15 protein-coding genes are annotated in these 21,775 nt (G+C 40.3%); all 15 read left to right on the plus strand.

What is annotated here, in order from left to right:
* Positions 1-2: 2 nt before the first annotated feature.
* The 15 genes from ACO067_RS24340 to ACO067_RS24410 all read left to right on the plus strand — a co-directional run bounded on the left by ACO067_RS24340 (position 3) and on the right by ACO067_RS24410 (position 21,774).
* Complete coding sequence (locus ACO067_RS24340; protein ID WP_421879697.1) at positions 3-1,820, plus strand: DUF3987 domain-containing protein; 1,818 nt, start codon at positions 3-5, stop codon at positions 1,818-1,820.
* 119 nt (positions 1,821-1,939) lie between these two features.
* Positions 1,940-2,230 (plus strand): helix-turn-helix domain-containing protein, encoded by a 291-nt coding sequence (locus ACO067_RS24345; RefSeq protein ID WP_073093954.1) that lies wholly within the window; start codon positions 1,940-1,942, stop codon positions 2,228-2,230.
* Between the two features lie 22 nt (positions 2,231-2,252).
* Positions 2,253-4,352, plus strand: coding sequence for a Piwi domain-containing protein (locus ACO067_RS24350; protein ID WP_421879702.1), 2,100 nt, complete (start codon positions 2,253-2,255; stop codon positions 4,350-4,352).
* Positions 4,352-4,762 (plus strand): Fur family transcriptional regulator, encoded by a 411-nt coding sequence (locus ACO067_RS24355; RefSeq protein ID WP_014022288.1) that lies wholly within the window; start codon positions 4,352-4,354, stop codon positions 4,760-4,762. The genes ACO067_RS24350 and ACO067_RS24355 overlap by 1 nt, the downstream gene beginning before the upstream one ends.
* A 45-nt stretch (positions 4,763-4,807) precedes the next feature.
* Complete coding sequence (locus ACO067_RS24360; RefSeq protein WP_407644575.1) at positions 4,808-5,140, plus strand: DUF6660 family protein; 333 nt, start codon at positions 4,808-4,810, stop codon at positions 5,138-5,140.
* 184 nt (positions 5,141-5,324) lie between these two features.
* Complete coding sequence (locus ACO067_RS24365) at positions 5,325-9,692, plus strand: CusA/CzcA family heavy metal efflux RND transporter (RefSeq protein WP_421879705.1); 4,368 nt, start codon at positions 5,325-5,327, stop codon at positions 9,690-9,692.
* An 18-nt stretch (positions 9,693-9,710) separates the two neighbouring features.
* Entirely contained in the window at positions 9,711-10,925 is a 1,215-nt protein-coding gene (locus ACO067_RS24370) for an efflux RND transporter periplasmic adaptor subunit (RefSeq protein ID WP_421879708.1), read from the plus strand.
* A gap of 10 nt (positions 10,926-10,935) precedes the next feature.
* Positions 10,936-11,727 (plus strand): cation transporter, encoded by a 792-nt coding sequence (locus ACO067_RS24375; RefSeq protein WP_014022292.1) that lies wholly within the window; start codon positions 10,936-10,938, stop codon positions 11,725-11,727.
* A gap of 2 nt (positions 11,728-11,729) precedes the next feature.
* The gene (locus ACO067_RS24380) at positions 11,730-12,617 is read left to right on the plus strand and encodes a cation diffusion facilitator family transporter (RefSeq protein ID WP_041935341.1); all 888 of its coding nucleotides are present in this window, start codon (positions 11,730-11,732) and stop codon (positions 12,615-12,617) included.
* 45 nt (positions 12,618-12,662) lie between these two features.
* On the plus strand, positions 12,663-13,232 hold the full coding sequence (locus ACO067_RS24385; protein ID WP_115869573.1) for a helix-turn-helix domain-containing protein: 570 nt from the start codon (positions 12,663-12,665) through the stop codon (positions 13,230-13,232).
* A gap of 92 nt (positions 13,233-13,324) precedes the next feature.
* Positions 13,325-14,080, plus strand: a complete 756-nt coding sequence (locus ACO067_RS24390) for a heavy-metal-associated domain-containing protein (RefSeq protein ID WP_201921685.1) — start codon at positions 13,325-13,327, stop codon at positions 14,078-14,080.
* 56 nt (positions 14,081-14,136) lie between these two features.
* Positions 14,137-14,556: an HYC_CC_PP family protein gene (locus tag ACO067_RS24395; protein ID WP_201921688.1), complete on the plus strand. Its 420-nt coding sequence runs from the start codon at positions 14,137-14,139 to the stop codon at positions 14,554-14,556.
* A gap of 104 nt (positions 14,557-14,660) precedes the next feature.
* Entirely contained in the window at positions 14,661-18,485 is a 3,825-nt protein-coding gene (locus ACO067_RS24400) for an efflux RND transporter permease subunit (protein ID WP_421879713.1), read from the plus strand.
* Positions 18,482-19,714: a TolC family protein gene (locus ACO067_RS24405; RefSeq protein ID WP_421879716.1), complete on the plus strand. Its 1,233-nt coding sequence runs from the start codon at positions 18,482-18,484 to the stop codon at positions 19,712-19,714. The genes ACO067_RS24400 and ACO067_RS24405 overlap by 4 nt, the downstream gene beginning before the upstream one ends.
* A 2-nt stretch (positions 19,715-19,716) precedes the next feature.
* A complete protein-coding gene (locus tag ACO067_RS24410) occupies positions 19,717-21,774 on the plus strand; it encodes a copper-translocating P-type ATPase (RefSeq protein WP_421879719.1) in 2,058 nt (685 codons plus the stop codon).
* Position 21,775: the final 1 nt, after the last annotated feature.

Consider the following 21,775-nt stretch of genomic DNA (forward strand, 5'->3'; position numbering starts at 1 on the left):
TTATGGAGCGAAAAACATTCAATCCGTTGGAATGGCTTGATAAGCCAGGGCAGCAAGTAAAAGTTACAGAGCAAAGCAAATACAATACAAGTACACAACTCGAAGAAGTTGAACGAATCATTCAAGGCATTGAGGCCAGCCACATAGATGTCACCTCCGCTTACAGCGATTGGGTAAACATCGGCTTTGCCTTTGCGGATGAGTTTGGTGAGACAGGTAGAAACCTGTTTCACCGTGTTAGTCAATATCATCCTGAGTATTCCACACAGGAATGCGACAAGCAGTTTGATAATTGCATGAAGGCAAGGGGTCAGGGAGTTTCCCTGAAAACCTTCTTCTATCATGCCAAGGAAGCAGGAATACCACTGACTACACCAAAGCAGGAAAGACAAGCCTACAGCCCTGCAAGCAGGTCTGAGAATCATAGCAAGAATCTCAATACTCAGGCAGAAATCAAGAAAGAACCGGAACAAATGCCAACCTTTTCTGATTCCTTATTTCCTGAACTTCCTGAGTTTTTGCAAAAGGTAATACAGATAGCCACTTCCAATGAGGAAAGGGATATTCTACTCCTTGGCTCCTTAGTGGCTATTAGTGCTTGTTTACCCAAAGTGTCAGGTATTTATGATGGCAAGCGTGTCTATTCCAATCTGTTTCTATTCATTACCGCCCAAGCCTCGGCAGGTAAAGGTCGTTTGGTGCATTGTCGCCAACTAGTGAATCCAGTACACAAAGAGTTCAGGGAGCAAGCCAAACTCCACAAGCAACATTACGAACTGGAATTGGCTGAATACAACGCCAACAAAGGGAAAGTTGAAGGAATAGAGAAACCCGAGAAGCCACCCGAAAAGATGCTCTTTATCCCCGCCAATAACAGCTCCACAGGAGCTTATCAATTATTGGGTGATAGTGACGGTAAAGGACTGATATTTGAAACTGAGGGTGACACACTTGCACATGCTTTTAAGAGCGATTACGGCAATTATAGTGACGGCTTTAGAAAAGCCTTTCACCATGAGACTATTTCCTATTATCGCAGGACAGACCGTGAATATGTGGACATAGAAAGCCCTTGTCTTTCTACTGTCTTGTCAGGTACGCACAAGCAAGTAGCAGCACTAATCCCGAATGCAGAAAACGGCTTATTCAGCCGTTTCATATTCTATTACATGAATGTTCGGCCAGTGTGGAAGAATGTATTTGCTTCGCAAACTACCAATGGATTAGATGACTACTTTGATGCGTTAGGAAATGAGTTCTTTAACCTTTACAGTTCGTTGAAAGCTGGACAGGATGTTCAATTCTTTCTCACCGCTGACCAGCAAGACCAATTCAATCAGTTCTTTGGTCAGATACAAGAAAAGTATATGAGCATTCAAGGAATCGACTACATGGCAACCATCCGAAGGTTGGGATTGATTGCCTATCGTTTCTGCATGATATTCTCCGCTTTGCGGATCATGGAGACTGGTGAAACATCATCAAAGATGATTTGTGAAGAAAGAGACTTTCAAGCTTCGCTTGCAATGGTCAAAGTGTTGGTAAAGCATTCGAGTAAAGTATTTGCAGAACTCCCGGAAGACGTACAGAAACCTACTCGATTAAATAGGAAAGAGAAATTCTTGAATAAGCTACCCAAACACTTCAACCGTCAAAAGTACCTTGAAGTGGCAGCAGCTTTGAGCATTCCTCACAAAACGGCAGAGGGCTATATCACTGACTTCTGCAAATCAGGTCTGCTTCACCGTGAGTCTCAGGACAACTACATAAACACCTCGATTGAGGATACTCAGGATTCTGAGGATGCTAAGGAAAATTAATCCTTGGTATCCTCCATTTCCTTAAAATCCTGAAACATTAAATCCACAAATCTACCTACTTCGTTTCTTCTTTTTCTTTCCTATATTTGGCATTATTTGTCAAGTAATATATTGCCAACATGGATAACTTCGGTTCTAGACTGAAAGCATTAAGAACAAAACAAGGGCTATTAATGCGACAAGTCGCTGCTGCTACAGATGTGGACACCTCTATGATAAGCAAGTTTGAGAATGGTGATCGACTTCCAACAAGAAAACAAATTGAAAAGCTCGCTTTGATTTTAAAGGTTACAGAAGAGGAATTACTCGTTCAAGCATATAGTGAAAAAATTGCATACGATTTAATCAAAGAACCGCTAGCTGAGGAAATTGTCGAATTGGCATTAAAAAAATTACAATTAAAAAAATGAACTAACCAAACAGTACATCTTTATGCCTAGCCATTGTTTCAATATACTCACATTCAATCATCCTCAGGAAGAACAAACCTTTTACTTCACTGACCAGGAACAAGCCAACCTCACACGGATTTACAAATCCTTAGTGCCAGATGAAGTCATTGAAAAGTATGGAGAGCAAGACCACTATTACACATCATTTACAGTTGAGGCCGAAGGTTTCTTAGCGGTATCAAAACCAACAAGTCCACAGTTTGAGACCAAGACAAATGAGCAAGGAGAAGAACGGTCATATACCATCCGTAATTCTACCTTTTCCACTTCAGTACTAAAGAGATATTACAATTCACTCATTCATAGCCATTTCAAGGAGAAAGGATTTTTAGTGAAGCCCAATTTTGTAAGTGATACAGAAGTTTGGCTTCCAAGTGCCAAACAAGACACCACATGCAAGTACAAGATATTCGACCGCTTCTCACTCAAAGTACAGTTTAAGACAGTTTCCGACAGTCTTGAATTGTTGGTGACATTTGAAGGTAAATCCAAAATCTTCAAAGTTCCTGTCTCCACTCTTTTAGAGGATGTATCACCGACAGATATTAATTGGGTAGTGTATGAAAAGGGTCTGTACCGTTTTGATGAGTTACCTGATAGCGGTAAAAGAGAATATGACAAGGTGTATCCAGTATGGAATTTCGAAATCAGAGATGCATTAATGCAAGGAACGGAAGCCCCGGACAAAACCAATAAGTACAAAAAGTTTAGAGAGGGAATCGACAAGTTCTACAATCAATACCTGAATACAGAGGAGTTCAAAGCAATCATTCCAATTACCTCCAATGGATTCATACCAGTTAATAAAATCAATGTCGGGTCAGTCAACAATTCCAGTAACCGACTTTTATTCGGTGAACAAAAGTCTGGTATTGTGCCAATGGATGGAATGAAAGAGCATGGCCCCTTTGATTTCAGCTCTACTTCTAAAATCCACTTCTTTTTCATCTTCCATAAAGATGATCAACACATCGCCCAGAAGATGGACGGTTATTTCAAAGGATCAGAATTTGGCTTCAAAGGATTGACCAAGTTTATTCATACGCCATACCATACTGAAAAAGGATTCAGTATAAGGTTTGATGACAGAGATGATCCATGGCCAGAAATCTATGAAGCCATTACCAATAAACACTTTGAATCTGACATTCAGTACATCGCCATTTATATCAGTCCATTCTCCAAAAATGCTCCAGACAAATCAAGAAGGAAGATATACTACAAGCTGAAAGAATTGCTACTGAAAGAAGGCGTATCCTCACAGGTAATTGACGGAGAGAAGGTATTGACCAACGAAAAGTACTATTACAGCCTACCGAATATTGCTATCGCCATTTTAGCCAAACTGAACGGCATCCCTTGGAAGCTGGATACAAAGCTCAAAAATGAATTGATAGTAGGCATTGGAGCATTTAGAAACTCAGAAGTTGACATACAATATATAGGAAGTGCTTTTAGCTTCGCTAACAATGGGAAATTCAACCGTTTTGAGTGCTTCCAAAAAGACCAAACAAAGGAGTTAGCAGGTTCAATTATCAGGGCAGTAAAGGAGTATGCTAATGTAAATACAGGCATCAAACGGCTTGTGATACACTTCTACAAGAGTATGAGGCAAGATGAACTTCAACCAATAGAAGACGGCCTCAAAGACCTTGGATTAGACATTCCGGTATTTATAGTGTCCATCAACAAAACAGAATCCTCAGACATTGTTGCATTTGACAACAGTTGGAAAGACCTTATGCCAATGAGTGGCACATTCATAAAGGTTGGGTACAATAAATTCCTGCTATTCAACAACACACGATACAATCCAAAATTTTACAGCTTCCATGACGGTTTTCCGTTCCCGATCAAGTTAAAAATTTTCTGCACAGAAAAGGAGCTGGTAGAGGAATATAAGACAGTAAAGGAACTGATTGACCAGGTATATCAATTCAGCCGTATGTATTGGAAATCAGTAAGGCAACAGAACTTACCAGTCACCATCAAATACCCTGAAATGGTCGCAGAAATGCTCCCTCATTTTGATGGAAATGAAATACCTGAATTTGGAAAAGACAACCTTTGGTTCTTGTAATGGACAGAATAGAAGAAATATTTAAAATTAAGGACGTAAAGCCGACTGCTGTAAGGATAGTAGTACTGCGCTACCTATTAGAACAAAAGAAAGCACAGTCTTTAAAGGACATTGAAGTTGGTCTCGATCAATCAGACAGAAGTTCAATTTTTCGCACACTAAAAACTTTTGAAGATCATAAGGTGATCCATAGTATCGAAGATGGCTCAGGGATGACCAAGTATGCTGTATGTGTAGAAGGCTGCAATTGCGATCCAGAAGACCTTCATTATCATTTCTATTGCACTTCATGTGAAATGACTTTTTGCCTTTTAGACCACCCTATTCCTTTAGTCAATCTACCAAATAATTTTAAAATGGCACAAGCTAACATGGTCATTAAAGGATTATGCGATAAGTGTAACCAATAACCTTTGCAATCGGGTTGCACTATCGCTTCATTATCTTTGTGACCAATGAAGTATTTATCTTTGATATTCGCCACGTTTACGCTGATGCTCTCCACAGTCCCTATTGAGGGAGCTTGTCGTAGTAACTCGTATGATGGTGTTTACAACTACTCAAATACAGAATCTAGTCAGCAGGAGAGCGGAAATCAGGATAACGAAAATTGCCCCCCACTCTGCGGTTGTCAATGTAGTCATGTACATGCAATCTCTTTTGGAAACAATAGGGTAATTATCAATCTGGTATTTGCGGATAATAATAAGTTGCCCAGAAACTACAACAATGGTATTTCTTTTAATTTAATCAATGCCATTTGGCATCCCCCAAAGTTCTCCGAATAGGTTATTGCTTACTTATTCAAGGGTATTAACACATGTGATTTTCAAGTCACATGTGTGATATTCAATAACCACCACTACGCCTACAGTCCAATAGAACAGTACGGCTTGTATTTCCAAATCAACATGTTTAAAAGTCATAAACATCAGGACTTCTTTATCAAGAGATCCTGATAAAAGTAAAGCTATGATTAATCAAATAATTTCGTTTTCAATAAAAAACAAGCTTATTATTGGCATGCTCACCATTGCCCTCATTATTGGTGGCTTATGGAGTGCGTCCCAAGTACCGCTAGATGCTGTGCCGGATATTACAAATAACCAGGTACAGGTCATTACACAAGCTCCGAACCTGGGCACAGAGGATATTGAGCAGTTTGTTACCTATCCAGTGGAGGTGGCAGTAGCCAACCTACCCGGTGTAACTGAAATCCGCTCGGTTTCCCGATTTGGTTTATCGGTAGTAACTATCGTTTTTGAAGACGATATTGGAACTTATCTGCCAAGGCAATTAGTGGCTGAAAAGCTTGCAGAAATCAAAGAAAGTATCCCAAAAGAATTTGGTGAGCCTTCAATGGGGCCAATATCCACCGGGTTGGGAGAAATCTATCAATACACACTAAAAGTAGATTCTACTCACAAAGGCCAATTCACTCCCACTGATTTACGCACGATGCAAGATTGGATTGTGCGTAGGCAAATGGCAATGGTTCCCGGAGTGGTAGAAATAAACGCCATTGGAGGAAGTTTGAAACAGTATGAAGTGGCCATCAACCCAGATGAACTGAAGGCAATTGGCATTACTATTCTTGATATTTTCAATGCACTGGAAGCCAACAATCAGAATACAGGTGGCGCTTATATCGAGAAAAACCATCAAGCCAATTTTATTAGAGGCGAAGGTTTAGCCAGAAATCTGAAAGACATTGAGAACATAGTGGTTAAAAATGTGAATAACCTGCCTATCCGAATCAAGGATGTAGCAAAAGTTCAATATGGTAATGCGGTTCGTTATGGTGCACTAACGCAGGATGGTGAAGAAGTTGTAGGTGGGTTAGTGTTATTGCTCAAAGGAGCCAACTCCAATGATGTAATAATTCGTGTGAAAGAACGCATGATGGAAATTCAGAAATCCTTACCTGAAGGTATTGTAATTGAACCACTACTTGACAGAAGTAAACTCATAGCAAAAACAACAGACACAGTCAGCACTAACCTGATGGAAGGGGCATTGATTGTCATTTTTGTTTTGGTGTTTCTGCTTGGGAATTGGCGTGGTGGATTAATCGTAGCATCAACTATTCCCCTATCCTTATTGTTTGCTTTTGTATTAATGAACGTTTTTGGCGTTTGGGCAAACTTGATGAGCCTGGGAGCCATTGATTTCGGAATCATTATAGACGGTGCTGTAATAATTGTGGAAAGCACCGTATTTCTCCTTCACGAACGTGTATTGAAAAAACAGAACATCACTGCACAGGTTAGAGATGAAGTATCCTATTCGGCCTCAAGCAAAATGATGAATGCTGCCTTCTTTGGTCAACTCATTATACTCATAGTGTTTATCCCGATTCTTGCCCTACAAGGTGTTGAGGGTAAAATGTTCAAGCCGATGGCACTCACCTTCATGTTTGCCATGATTGGTGTTATGATCCTTTGCCTAACCTATGTTCCTATGATGTCGGCTTGGTTTATTCGTACAAGCAACAGTAATAAAGCTTCATGGGGTGATCGTTTTGTCCTTTGGCTTGAGAATATTTATGAACCCACATTGGGTAGGGCATTAAAAAAAGCCAAATGGGTAATCGTTTCAGCGGTTGTATTGCTCGGCTTGGCGGTCTTTACCTTCTCACGCATGGGTGGAGAATTTGTTCCACAGTTGGATGAAGGAGATATTGCATTTCATGCTATTCTAAAACCGGGTAGCTCGCTATCGGAAACCATCGAAACCACCACCAAAATAGAAGGTATTGTTAAGACTAAGTTTCCTGAAGTACTGAAGATAGTTAGCCGTATTGGGTCTGCCGAAATCCCAACAGATCCTATGCCCTTTGATTATGCAGATGTATTCGTCATAATGGCTCCCAAGGAAGAATGGGTTTCTGCCGAAAGCAAAGACGATCTGATATATAAAATGAAAGAGGAACTGGAAAAGATACCAGGTGTCAATTTCGAGTTTACCCAGCCCATCGAAATGCGGTTCAACGAATTGTTAGAAGGAATTAAGGAGGATATTGCCATCAAATTATACGGGGAAGACATCAATATCTTGGCCGCAAAAGCGGAAGAAATATCAAAGATTATTGCCGGGACTCAAGGCATAGGTGATATGCGTGTGGAGGCAACAACAGGACTTCCCCAAATGACTGTGCAGTATAACCGGAATAAACTGGCTCAATATGGGGTAAATATCCAAGACCTGAATAGGTTGATTCAATCAGCTTTTGTAGGTGGTAAGGCAGGGGTAATTTTTGAAGGTGAAAAACGTTTTGATTTGGTCGTTCGACTGGATGAACAACACCGTAAAAGCATTGACGATATAAAGAACCTCTACATTAGTTTACCCAGCGGCTCACAAATCCCTCTGAAAGAAGTAGCAAACATAAGCTACCAACCAGGCCCCATGCAAATCAGCCGGGATAATACCAACCGCAGGACTTATGTAGGCATCAATGTCAGGGGACGTGATATAAAATCACTTGTAGAAGAAATTCAGCAAAAGTTGGACGCAAAGCTTGACCTCCCCCCTGGTTATTACATACGGTATGGGGGCGCTTTTGAGAATCTGGAACGTGCCAGTAAGCGATTACAAATAGTCGTTCCTATCGCATTAGCATTGATATTCTTACTCATATTTTTTGCTCTAAAGTCTTTCAAACAATCCATGATGATATACATGGCCATTCCATTGGCAGCCATTGGAGGGGTTTTCTCTTTATGGTTGCGAGATATGCCGTTCAGTATTTCAGCAGGCGTTGGTTTTATTGTACTCTTTGGAGTAGCCGTATTGAATGGGTTAGTACTCATAAGTGGATGGAACGAACTGAAAGATGAAGGAGTAAGCGATTTGAATGAACGTATCCGGTTAGGCGCAAGAAGGCGGATAAGGCCAATTCTTCTTACAGCACTCACAGATGTCTTTGGCTTTTTGCCAATGGCTGTTTCTACCTCGGCAGGTGCAGAAGTCCAGCAACCCTTAGCGACCGTGGTAATTGGCGGAATGATTACAGCCACTTTACTTACCTTATTTGTGCTTCCTATATTATACAGGTGGGTAGAAAACAGAAGCTCCAAAGTAATGATACCCAAAGCCATGACTATTCTGATACTGATTGGTGGATTCACTCTTTTTTCGTCCGGTGAACTGAAAGCTCAGGAGACAAAAGATAAAACAGTCACCACATTAGAGGAAGCCCTCAGGATCGGTTTATCGAATAACGGCAATGTACAGATAGCCAAAACAAATATAGAGTTGCAGGAACAAGGAAAAAGAGCTGCGTTTGATCCGGGTAAGACCAATGTAGGTATGCAATATGGGCAATACAACAGTTTTGAAAATGATTTTGCCTTGAACCTGACCCAGCAATTTGATTTTCCTACCGTTTACACCAACCAACGTAAACTCGCAAAAGAAAAGACCGAAGGAAGCAAGATGCAACTAGAGGTAACTGAGAATAGCCTGAAACGAGAAATTCGCCAAAGCTGGTATCAACTGGCTTGGTTACGGGAAAAAGAAAAGTTGCTTTTGTATCAGGATACTATTTATGGTCGGTTTCTACATGCAGCCACCATCCGTTATGAAACGGAAGCTACCAGCTACCTTGAAAAAGCAGCAGCAGAAACCAAGGTAATGGAAATCCAAAATACACTTAAACTAATAGCATCGGACATTGCCATTCAGGAAAAACAACTTCGCATATTATTGAATGACACCACAGGAATCCAGTTTACGCCAGAAGCCTTAACTGAAAGGACATTGGCGGGTATTCAGGATTCGACACAAGTAGTCAATAATCCTTTGCTGGCGTATGCTAAACAACAGATTGAAATTGCCAGTGCTGAAAAAGCGGTGCAAACATCTAAAACGCTCCCTGGTTTATCAGTCGGGTATTTTAATCAATCACTAATAGGGCAACAAACTACAACTGGTGATATTGCAGGCTCTTCTAATCGATTTTCCGGAGTACAGGCTGGCATTTCAATACCGTTATTTTACGGTTCCTATAAGGCCAATATAAAATCAGCCAGGCTCAAAGAGCAGATGGCCGAAACCAATGCTAATTACTACACTTCCGTCCTTCAGGGGCAGTACGAACAGCAGCTACAGGAAGTGTTCAAATACGGGGGGAGCTTGAGCTACTATAAGGACAAAGCAATTCCACAAGCAAATCTCATCATTGGCAATGCTCAAAAGAGTTTCGAGAATGGAGCCATAGATTATGTGGAATATTTTCAAAATCTAAATCAGGGGCTGGAACTGAAATTCAATTATCTCAATACATTAAACGGGTACAACCAGGCCATTATCAATCTGGAATACCTGATTGGTCAATAATATAAAAAACTGAATAATATGAACTCTTACATAAAAAATTACACTACTCCATTGTTAAAGACTTGGAGTATTGGCAGCTTGTTCGTTGCAGCAAGTTTATTGATTGTATCGTGTGGAAACTCGGTGAATAAAGAAGAAGGGGAAGAACTAGAAGAAGAACATGTTGAAGAAGTACACTTTTCTACCCAGCAATTTCAATCGCTAAGAATGAAGGTAGATACTTTACCACTTCGCAACATCTCCTCCTATGTGGATGCAAACGGACAATTGGAAGTACCCCCACAAAATGAAGCAGCGGTTACAGCCGTCATAGGTGCGAACATTATCAGCATTAAAGTAATTGAAGGCGATAAAATAAAGAAAGGACAGGTACTGGCATACCTCAACCATCCTGACCTGATTAAACTACAAACCGATTACATCAATAGCTGGAACCAACTTCAATACATTGATAAAGAATACCAGCGTCAAAAGAAGCTCTATGATGAAAAAGTAGGGTCAGGAAAAGAATTTCAGAAAACACAGGCGGATTACCAGTCAATGAAAGGAACGGTAGTAGGTTATGAAGCACAGTTAAGACTATTGGGATTGAGCCTTATGAAAATACAGCAAGGTGAAATCTACGATCAAGTACCAGTATCCACTCCTATTTCAGGATACGTACGACATGTAAATGTAAAAACAGGCCAATATGTACAGCCACAAACCGAGATGTTTGAAATCGTCAATATAGATCACATCCATACCGATTTAACGGTGTTTGAAAAAGACATACACAAGGTAAAAGAAGGCCAGAAAGTTAAGTTTTCTATTGAATCCTTGCCAGGAAAAGAACTGGAAGCAACCATTTATTCAGTAGGTAAAGCATTCGAGCAAGACCCTAAGGCCATTCACCTTCATGCAGAAATTCATAATAAGGAAGGATTGCTTATTCCCGGTATGTATGTGCGGGGACGTATCATAATTGATGACGTTCGTTGTTATGCTCTGCCTGAAGCTGCTGTAATTAGAGATGGTGATAAATATTTCATTTTCACGGCTGAGAAGAAAGATGAAGATGGTGAAGTTGAGTGGGAATTTGTACCGGAGGAAATTATTGTTGGAGCAATGGATAACGGTTGGATAGAAGTTAAACTTCTCCAACCATTAGAAGAAGGTACAACTGTCGCTTGGAACAATGCATATTACTTATTAGCAGAAATGAAAAAGGGTGAGCTGGGAGATGATGATTAAAGATAGAAGTATGAAAAAAACAATATTCAAAATATCGAGAATGGACTGCTCCTCTGAGGAACAGTTAATTCGTATGAAATTGGAGTCGTTTTCCAATATAAAACACCTTGAATTTGACATACCTTCCCGTCAACTTGGAATTTACCACATTGGTGACATAGATCAAATTCATCAGGCTATCAGCGAGTTGAACCTAAACGATAAATTGGAAAACACAGAAGACGCTGATTTGCCTTCAGTTGTTGACGAATCGCATCAAAGGAAAATACTATGGTGGGTATTGGGCATCAATTTCGGCTTCTTTGTAGTAGAAATGACTACCGGATGGATATCCCGCTCTATGGGTCTGGTGGCTGACTCGCTGGATATGCTGGCAGATTCCATCGTCTACGGCCTGAGCTTATTTGCTGTCGGTGCAGCTATTTCTCGTAAGAAGAAAGTAGCCAAAATCAGTGGCTATTTTCAGATGGGATTGGCTCTGTTAGGTTTTTCAGAAGTTTTGCGCAGGTTTTTCAGCGAAAGCGAAACACCGCTGTTTCAATGGATGATCATCATTTCGGTACTTGCCTTAATTGGTAACTTGGTCTCGCTTTGGCTGATCAACAAAGCTAAAAGTGATGAAGCTCACATGCAGGCCAGTGCGATATTTACATCTAATGATATTATAGTGAATGGAGGGGTAATACTAGCTGGGATTCTGGTTTATTTTCTAAAAAGTAAATGGCCGGATCTGGTTGTTGGTGGTGTTGTTTTCTCCTTTGTTATGCGTGGTGCTTTTCGAATACTGAAATTGGCAAAATGATTATGGGACATAATCACAATCATTCACATAATCATTCAGAGGGCAATGTAAAAGTAGCCTTCTTTCTCAACCTTGCCTTTACAATCATTGAGATCATTGGTGGTCTCTATACCAATAGTTTGGCTATCCTGTCGGATGCACTGCATGATTTAGGAGATAGCCTCAGTTTAGGACTTTCGTGGTACTTTCAGAAGCTATCCAAGAAAGGTAGAACCAAGACATTCTCTTACGGGTACAAACGATTCTCATTGCTTGGTGCGATAATCAATTCGATTGTGTTAGTGGCAGGGTCAATATTCATCCTGACAAAAGCGATTCCTGAACTCTTTAATCCTGGGGAAACAAATGTTGAAGGCATGCTCTATCTATCGATTTTGGGAATAGTAGTAAATGGTGCAGCTGTTTTCAAACTCCGAAAAGGAGAATCTCTGAATGAAAAAGTAGTTTCACTACATCTTTTAGAAGATGTCTTGGGATGGGTGGCCGTTCTTATAGGTAGTGTCATTATGATGTATACAGATGCACCATTTATAGATCCGTTACTCTCAGTACTAATCTCGCTTTTTGTTTTGTACAATGTTTACAAAAACCTCAAAAAGAGCCTTTTAGTAATTCTTCAGGGCATTCCCGAGGAAATTTCCATTGACGACATTCGGCAAAAGCTCAAGAACATATCAAAAGTTACTGACATCCATGACTGCCACGCATGGTCGATGGACGGCCAGTACAACATTCTTACACTTCACCTTCGACTAGATAAAGACTACAAACTTTCAGAACAAGCTAAGCTCAAAGAGCAAGTAAGAACACAATTAAAAGATGAATCGATTAATCACATTACCATAGAGTTTGAAGCACAGGGTGAAAACTGTGAGTTGGAGGATTGTTGATCAAATCATTTGATAAGTGATGAAAAAATATCAGATTAAAACAAAATGAAGCTAAACACCCTCTACATAAAAAACATGGTTTGTCCTCGCTGTATTGACACAGTGAAGGACATTTTGGATAACCTGAATATAGAAACCTCCTCCATTGAACTCGGAGAAGTTCATACACCAAACAACATCACGAGTGATCAGAAATCACAGCTGGAGGAACTACTGGCAGCACGAGGCTTTGAGTTGCTTCAAGATCAAAAGTCGAAACTGATCGGACAGATCAAAGCGATCATTGTAGATCAAATTCATCACAACAAAGAAGCCTTAAATATCAATTTCTCTACCCTAATAGCTGATAAACTGCACCAGGAGTATTCTTCTCTCAGCAGGCTTTTCTCTTCTGTCGAAGGAGTCACTATTGAGCGGTTTATCCTTAAACAAAAAGTAGAGCGAGTGAAAGAGCTCATCTTTTACAATGAGCTAACGCTCTCAGAGATTGCTCATCAAATGGACTACAGCAGTGTAGCCCATCTATCCGCCCAATTCAAAAAAGAGACGGGCATGACCCCCACAGCTTTTAAGAAAATGAGAAATCCGGGACGGCAATCACTGGATCAGCTGTGATCAAAATCTCATAAGCCTTTTTCAAAATTGTGTAACAGCCACAAGCAGCTTACCGATCATCTTTGTATCGTGACAATTAATACGATAACAAGATGACCAAAGAATATACAATTACCGGAATGACTTGCACTGGCTGTTTGGCCAAAGTGAAGAGAACGATCAATGGAATCGAAGAGATACAAGAAGCCGCTATTCAACTGGAATACCCACAGGCAAAGATTATCTCCGATGAATCTTTAGACCTTGGAGAAATTAATCTGGCATTAAAAAAGGTAGGGAACTATGCCATTTCTGAAGAATATCAAGAGACCGTACAAGCTCCGCTCCCTAAGATCAAAAAACAAGAACCACTCGCTGAGAAGTCCATTACCACCTACAAACCACTGATCCTTATTGTAGGGTTCATTGCTGTGGTAACAGCTTTGAGCCAATACCCATTCAATGAATTTTCGGGGATGTTGTGGATGCGCCACTTTATGGCAGGGTTCTTCATTGTCTTTGCTTTTTTCAAGCTGCTAAACTTACAGGGCTTTGCCAATTCATACAGTATGTATGATATTGTAGCTGCTAAATGGAAGACTTGGGGTTACATATACCCTTTTGTTGAGTTGGCTCTCGGACTTCTTTACCTAACTAATATTGCCCCATTAGTTACCAATTTGAGTACCTTCTTAATCTTAGGTATAAGTAGTATAGGGGTAATAAAAAGTAATTTGGATAAGAGAAAGATTAAATGCGCTTGTTTAGGGGATGTTTTCAACTTACCAATGAGCACAGTTACAATTGTTGAAGACCTTTCAATGATAGGCATGTCATTGATTATGCTTCTTCAAAACCGAATCTTGTAAACAAAAGTCAAAATTCTATAAAACATCCTTCTTTTAATTTCCTATTTTTGCTTTAGGTGAAAAGAATAATCTCCATATCGCTTGCTTTGCTCATGTTGGTTTCCAACGTGGGTTTCTCTATGAACACCCACTTTTGCGGTGGTGAAGCGGTTGAGACCTCTTTTTCAATCGGGCTTCATAATCCTGATTGCGGTATGGCAGATATGGATGGAGATTGCAAAAAAGAACCATCCTCAGAAGAACAGGTGAACCCTAAACCTTGTTGTGAAAATCAACATGAGGTACTTCAGTTAGATGAGAATGCAAATCTTCAAGCCTTCTCTGTTGATGTGAATCCTGTTTTCTTTGTTGCTTTCATTCACACTTATATTCAGCCGGTTCTATTTACTGATCAAGCTTTTGTTCATAACACTTATTACTCTCCTCCCATACCTGATAAGGATATTCAAGTCCTTTTTCAGACCTTTTTAATTTAAACCGCATAGTACAATTTGATGTTCCTGGTCTTGTGACTATGGAGCATAGTGGCATTTCCTGCCATTGAACAATTCTTTTCTGTTCAATCAAATTCAATTGTATTATGCTCAATAAAATCATAAAATATTTCTTAGAGAATAAGTTGGTCACTGTTCTCGTCCTTACAGGTTTTGTAGCCTGGGGAATTGTAACTGCTCCATTTGGATGGCAAGTGGGTGCATTGCCTTCTGATCCCGTTCCGGTAGATGCCATACCAGACATAGGAGAAAACCAACAAATCGTTTTTACCCAATGGGCTGGCCGTTCACCACAAGATATTGAAGATCAAATCTCTTATCCTTTAACTACCTATTTATTAGGTATCCCAGGAGTAAAATCTATCAGAAGTTCATCCATCTTCGGTTTTTCCAGTATTTATATCATCTTCTCCGAAGATGTAGAGTTCTATTGGTCACGTTCCAGAATACTCGAAAAACTCAACTCACTACCCTCTGGCTTACTCCCTGATGCCGTACAGCCTGCATTGGGCCCAGATGCCACCGCCTTAGGGCAGGTGTATTGGTACACCATTGAAGGAAGGGACAAAAACGGAAATCCAACTGGCGGTTGGGACTTGCACGAAATCCGCACAGTTCAGGACTTCTATGTGAAGTATGGTTTAAATGCAACAGAAGGCGTTTCAGAAGTTGCTTCCATTGGCGGTTTTATTCAGGAATACCAAATTGATGTAAATCCTGACGCTTTGAAAGCCTACAACATCCCCTTGCATAAAGTCATGCAGGCAGTACAAAAATCCAATAAGGATGTTGGTGCAAAGACCATAGAAATCAATCAGGCTGAATATTTAGTTCGTGGTTTAGGATATGTCAAGAAAGTAGAAGACATAGAAAAGGCAGTAGTTGCAGTACAAGACAATGTGCCTATAAGGATAAAAGACATTGGTGTAGTATCTCTTGGCCCCGCTACAAGACGAGGTATTTTGGACAAAGATGGTGCTGAAGTAGTAGGTGGCGTTGTAGTAGCTCGATATGGAGCGAATCCCTTGCAGGTCATCAACAATGTAAAAGCCAAAATTATTGAAATAGCACCCGGCCTTCCCAAGAAAACATTGGCTGACGGTAGAGAAAGCCAGCTTACAATTGTCCCGTTTTATGATCGCTCAGAATTGATCTATGAAACCTTAGGTACACTGGAAGAAGCCTTGTCGCTGGAAATTCTCATTACCATTCTGGTGGTGATTGTGATGGTATATAACCTAAGAGCTTCATTCCTTATTTCCAGCCTTTTGCCCATTGCCGTGCTCATGGTGTTTATTGCCATGCGATACTTTGGTGTCGATGCGAATATTGTAGCACTATCAGGAATAGCCATTGCCATCGGAACAATGGTGGACTTAGGTATTATTCTTTCTGAAAATATCATCAAGCATATTGATGAAGCCCCACCAAGCCAAAAACTAATTGATACCATTTACAATGGAGCATCAGAGGTGGCCACTGCGATATTAACGGCTGTCTCTACCACAATTGTGAGTTTTGTCCCTGTATTTACCATGCAGGCAGCAGAAGGCAAGCTGTTTGGTCCTCTGGCTTTTACAAAGACTTTTGCCCTTTTAGCTGCATTGATCGTTTCATTGCTGATTTTACCAACGCTGGCACATTGGTTTTTTGGATTCAATATCAAAAACAAGTTTTTAAGAAAGTATGGTCATTACGGCTTAGTACTTATTGGAATTATAAGCCTCTTTATTGGACAGGTTTGGACGGGAGTGTTACTAATTCTATTTGGAATCATCGGTATTGTAAAAAACATTGAACAGCTCAAAAATGCTTCACTTCCGACTGTAATAAAGTTCTTACTCAAGTATGCGGAATTAATCATTGTCCTGTTGGGAGTCATTTGGTTGCTGGCAAAATATTGGTTACCACTAGGTGCATCTAAATCCCTTCTCCTCAACTTTGTTTTTGTTGCCCTATTGGTCGGTGTTATACTCGGTGCGTTTAGGCTATTGGAATTTCAATACAAAAAAATCCTCACTTGGTGTTTAAATAACAAAATCAAGTTTTTGATTATCCCGACTATACTCATCCTATTAGGTGCAAATATTTGGCTTGGCTTCAATGCTGTTTTTGGTTTTGTCTCCAAGGGTTTTGAGAAGGTTGGATGGAATTTGGATCAGACCAAAGGATGGTCAGCCATGTCCCAAACCTTTCCAGGTATAGGAAAGGAATTTATGCCTTCTCTGGATGAAGGCAGCTTTTTGCTCATGCCGACTTCCATGCCTCATTCAGGTATTGAATATAATCGCAAAGTAGTTGGGCAATTAGATATGATGCTGACCAATATTCCCGAAATAGAATTGACTGTGGGTAAACTCGGTAGAGTGGAATCTGCACTCGATCCTGCACCTATTTCGATGTATGAAAACACCATCAATTACAAATCGGAATATATGCTCAATCAAAAAGGGCATAGACAACGATTTAAAGTTGACAATGAGAATCGTTTCATAACTGTTTCAGGTGATAGCATCACCAATCAGGAAGGTTTAAATCAGGCCATAGAAGCTAATGATCTTATACCTGATGATAATGGTAAATATTATCGCAACTGGAGAGACCATATCCAATCACCCGATGATATTTGGAATGAAATCGTCAAAGTCACTAAAATACCTGGTGTGACATCAGCACCTAAACTTCAGCCCATAGAAACGCGCTTGGTGATGCTCCAAACAGGGATGCGAGCTCCTATGGGAATCAAGGTATATGGCCCTGACCTGAAAACAATAGAGAACTTTGGATTGCAGTTGGAGAACGTTCTAAAAGGAGTGCCTTCTGTAAAGGCAGAAGCAGTATTTGCGGATAGAATTGTAGGTAAACCCTACATACACCTCAACATAAACAGGGATGAAATCTCACGATATGGATTGAATATAGAAGATGTTCAGCGGACCATAGAAACTGCAATTGGTGGAATGAAAATCACTTCCACTGTAGAAGGTCGAGAACGATTTCCTGTCAGGGTACGCTATCCAAGAGAATTGAGGGATGACCCTGAAGCATTGGGTAAAATACTAATGCCTACACCCACAGGTGCTCAAATTCCATTATCTCAAATCATAGACTTTGAATATGTAAGGGGTCCACAAGCGATAAAAAGTGAAGAAACCTTTCTTGTAGGCTATGTCCTTTTTGACAAGAGAGATGGATTTTCTGAAGTCACAGTGGTAAATGATGCTCAAAAGACGATCCAAGGCAAAATTGACTCAGGTGAACTGACCGTACCTGCTGGTGTGAGCTATAAGTTTTCAGGGAGTTATGAAAATCAGGTGAGGGCAGAAAAACGACTTTCTATAATAGTTCCTTTGGTATTGGGAATTGTATTTCTCATTCTTTATTTCCAGTTCCGTTCGGTATCTACTTCATTAATGGTATTTACTGGAATAGCAATGGCCTTTAGTGGTGGTTTTATCATGCTATGGCTCTATGGGCAAAATTGGTTTGCAGACTTCTCAGTCTTCGGCACAAACTTTCGTGATTTATTCCAAATACATACTATTAATTTAAGTGTGGCAGTTTGGGTTGGCTTTATTGCCCTCTTTGGAATAGCAACTGACGATGGAGTATTGATGGCTACTTATCTGGATCAAAGCTTTGATAGAAATAAAACAGATAATATAAAAGGAATAAGAGCGGCAACAGTGGAAGCAGGACAGCGCAGAATAAAGCCAGCAGTAATGACAACTGCCACGACCATCATTGCTTTACTACCTATCCTCACTTCAACAGGAAGAGGTTCAGATATTATGATACCCATGGCATTGCCTGCTGTTGGAGGGATGCTATTTGCTGCCATCACTTATTTCATCGTTCCGGTGATTTACTGCTGGAGAGAAGAACGTAAAATTTTAAAAGGCCAATCATGAAAAAAATAATCATAATCATATTCACGGCATTTGGCTTTTCCACATTAACAAATGCTCAGTCGTTAGATGACTATTTCAAGTTAGCGGCAGAAAACAATCCGGGATTGCAGGCTAAATACAAATCCTTTGAAGCTGCCATGCAAAAAGTGACACAAGTTAGCAGCTTGCCAGACCCCAATCTTTCCTTCGGTTATTTCGTGTCTCCGGTGGAAACAAGAGTCGGGCCGCAACGAGCAAGGTTTTCTTTGACACAAATGTTTCCATGGTTCGGCACTTTAAAAGCCCAGGAAGATGCTGCTACTTTAATGGCAGAAGCAACATATCAAGAGTTTTTAGATGCTCGAAACAAATTACTTTATCAGGTAGCTGCTGCATATTACCCTCTTTATGAGTTGAAAAGACTGGTGGAGATTGAAAATGAAAACATCAGTATTCTATCGTCATACAAGGACATTGCATCAGTAAAGTTCCAGAACGGAAAGGGTGCAATGGTCGATGTATTAAGGGTAGATATAATGCTCAAAGATGCAGCGACCAATTTGTCCATTTTGGAGCAAAAGAAAAAGCCACTTGAAACCCGTTTCAACAAACTACTGAATCGACAGGAAGACGAGACAATTATCGTTCAGGATTCCTTGTATGTAGAAAACTTGCCTGTAACCTATCGCAGGGATTCTCTATTGACTTCCAATCCATTACTCGATGAGTTGGACTTAAAAATAAAGGCAAGTGAAGCTCAGGAATTAGCCGCAACCAAACAAGGTATGCCTAAAATCGGTGTAGGCTTAGATTATGTCATTGTTGGCCAACGAACAGATATGTCTGTTCCTGATAATGGTCAGGACGTATTGATGCCGATGGTGACTATGAGCCTCCCTATTTTCAGAGGTAAATACAAGGCAGCTCAGAAGGAAGCCCAACTGATGCAGGAATCTTATTCCCTGCAAAGAGAAGAAGCTGCTAACAGGCTAATCAGTTCCTATGACATGATTTGGTTCGAGATCCAAAAACAGATTGAGTTGATACAGTTATACGAAGAACAAATACAGGAGTCTAGGCAATCATTAAACCTTTTATTCTCTGCTTACAGCACTTCGGGAAAAGACTTTGAAGAAGTACTTAGGATGCAACAACAAATATTAAAGTATCAAAAAATGAAAGCTACTGCCTTGTCGGAATACCACATCGCATTAGCAGAACTGGATTATATCACAGCTAAATCGAAATAATCATGGAAAATAAACATCATAATCATACAAACGAAGATCACAAGCATAGTCATGAACACCATGACCATAGTAATCATAATAATGGCCATGAATCTCATGACCATCACCAGGGACATCATGCCCACATGATTGAAGATTTCAAAAAACGCTTTTGGATTTCTTTAGTCATCACCCTGCCTATCGTAGTGCTTGCACCAATGATACAGGGATTAATCGGTTATGAACTTCGCTTCAATGGTGATCGATATGTTCAATTCGTGCTTTCATCCATTATTTTCTTTTATGGAGGTTGGCCATTCCTAAAAGGTCTCGCAGATGAAGTAAAAAAGAAAGCTCCGGGTATGATGACTTTGATTGCTTTAGCTATTTCAGTAGCCTATTTCTACAGTTCAGCTGTAGTATTTGGACTTGGTGGCAAAATCTTCTTTTGGGAACTCGCCAGCTTAATCGTCATCATGCTATTAGGCCACTGGATAGAGATGAAATCCGTTATGGGAGCTTCCAATGCCTTGCAGGAATTGGCCAAAATGATGCCTTCAACCGCTCGCAGAATTAAAGAAGATGGGGAGCATGAAGATGTGCCTATTGATAATTTAAAAGGCAATGACACCATACTGGTAAGACCAGGCGAAAAAATCCCTGCTGATGGTATCGTATTGGAAGGTGAAAGTCATGTAAATGAATCCATGCTTACTGGGGAATCAAAACCAGTAACCAAACATAGAAATGATCAGGTTATTGGTGGTTCGGTCAATGACAATGGCACCTTAAAAATCAAAGTGAAGCATACGGGCAAAGATTCCTACTTGTCTAAGGTGATAGAAATGGTGAAAGAAGCTCAGGAAACGAAATCCAAAACCCAAAATCTGGCAGATAAAGCCGCTGCATGGTTATTCTACATCGCTTTAGGAGCAGGTATGACCACACTTGTAGTATGGTTGAGCCTCGGTAAAGACTTTGAATATGCATTAGAACGTATGGTAACCGTCATGATTATCTCATGTCCTCATGCTTTGGGCTTAGCTGTCCCTTTAGTAGTGGCCATTTCCACGGCTGTTTCTGCTAAAAATGGATTATTGATCAGAAACCGAACAGCATTTGAGAATGCAAGGAAACTAACCGCAATCATATTCGACAAAACAGGCACTTTAACCAAAGGTGAATTTGGGGTAACACGGTTTAAAAGTACTTTAGACAATTACTCGGACAATGAATTACTTCAAATTGCTGCGTCTATAGAAAATAGTTCTGAGCATCCTATAGCGGCAGGTATCGTTCGTAAGGCAAAAGCAAATGATTTGACTTTACAAGAGCCTGAGAACTTCCAAAATATTACAGGAAAAGGAATCAAGGCAAACCTAAAAGGACAGGAAATCAAAATTGTTAGTCCAGGAATGCTTACAGAGCAGGGATTTGACACTCCAGCTGATGCTTTTAAAACAGAGGATGAAACGGTAGTATTTGTTTTGATTGACAATTCATTGGCAGGATACATTGCCCTTGCAGACGAAATTCGACCAGAATCTTTATCAGCAATAAATACGCTAAAAGAGAGAGGTATAAAAGTTTACATGGCAACAGGTGATAACCAGCAAGTGGCAAAAGCAGTTAGCCAGCAACTCTCTTTGGACAACTTCTATGCAGAAGTACTCCCCGAAGACAAACAACGCATCATTAAAGAGCTTCAGGAAAAAGGTGAATTTGTAGCCATGACGGGTGATGGTGTAAATGATGCCCCTGCTCTTGCACAGGCTAATGTGGGGATTGCCGTTGGTTCGGGCACAGATGTAGCAGCCGAAACGGCTGATATTGTTTTGGTCAACAGTAACCCAAAAGACATTGCCAATTTGATTCTTTTCGGTGCTGCTACTTACAAAAAAATGATGCAAAACTTATGGTGGGCAGCAGGTTATAACATTGTAGCCGTTCCTTTAGCTGCTGGTGTTTTGGCTGGTGCTGGCATTATTCTTAGCCCTGCCATCGGTGCGGTTCTAATGAGCCTTAGCACTGTGATAGTTGCTTTCAATGCACAATTATTAAAAAGACAAATCAAGAATTAAG

This window comes from Marinoscillum sp. (assembly GCF_965229915.1).
Lineage (GTDB): Bacteria > Bacteroidota > Bacteroidia > Cytophagales > Cyclobacteriaceae > Marinoscillum.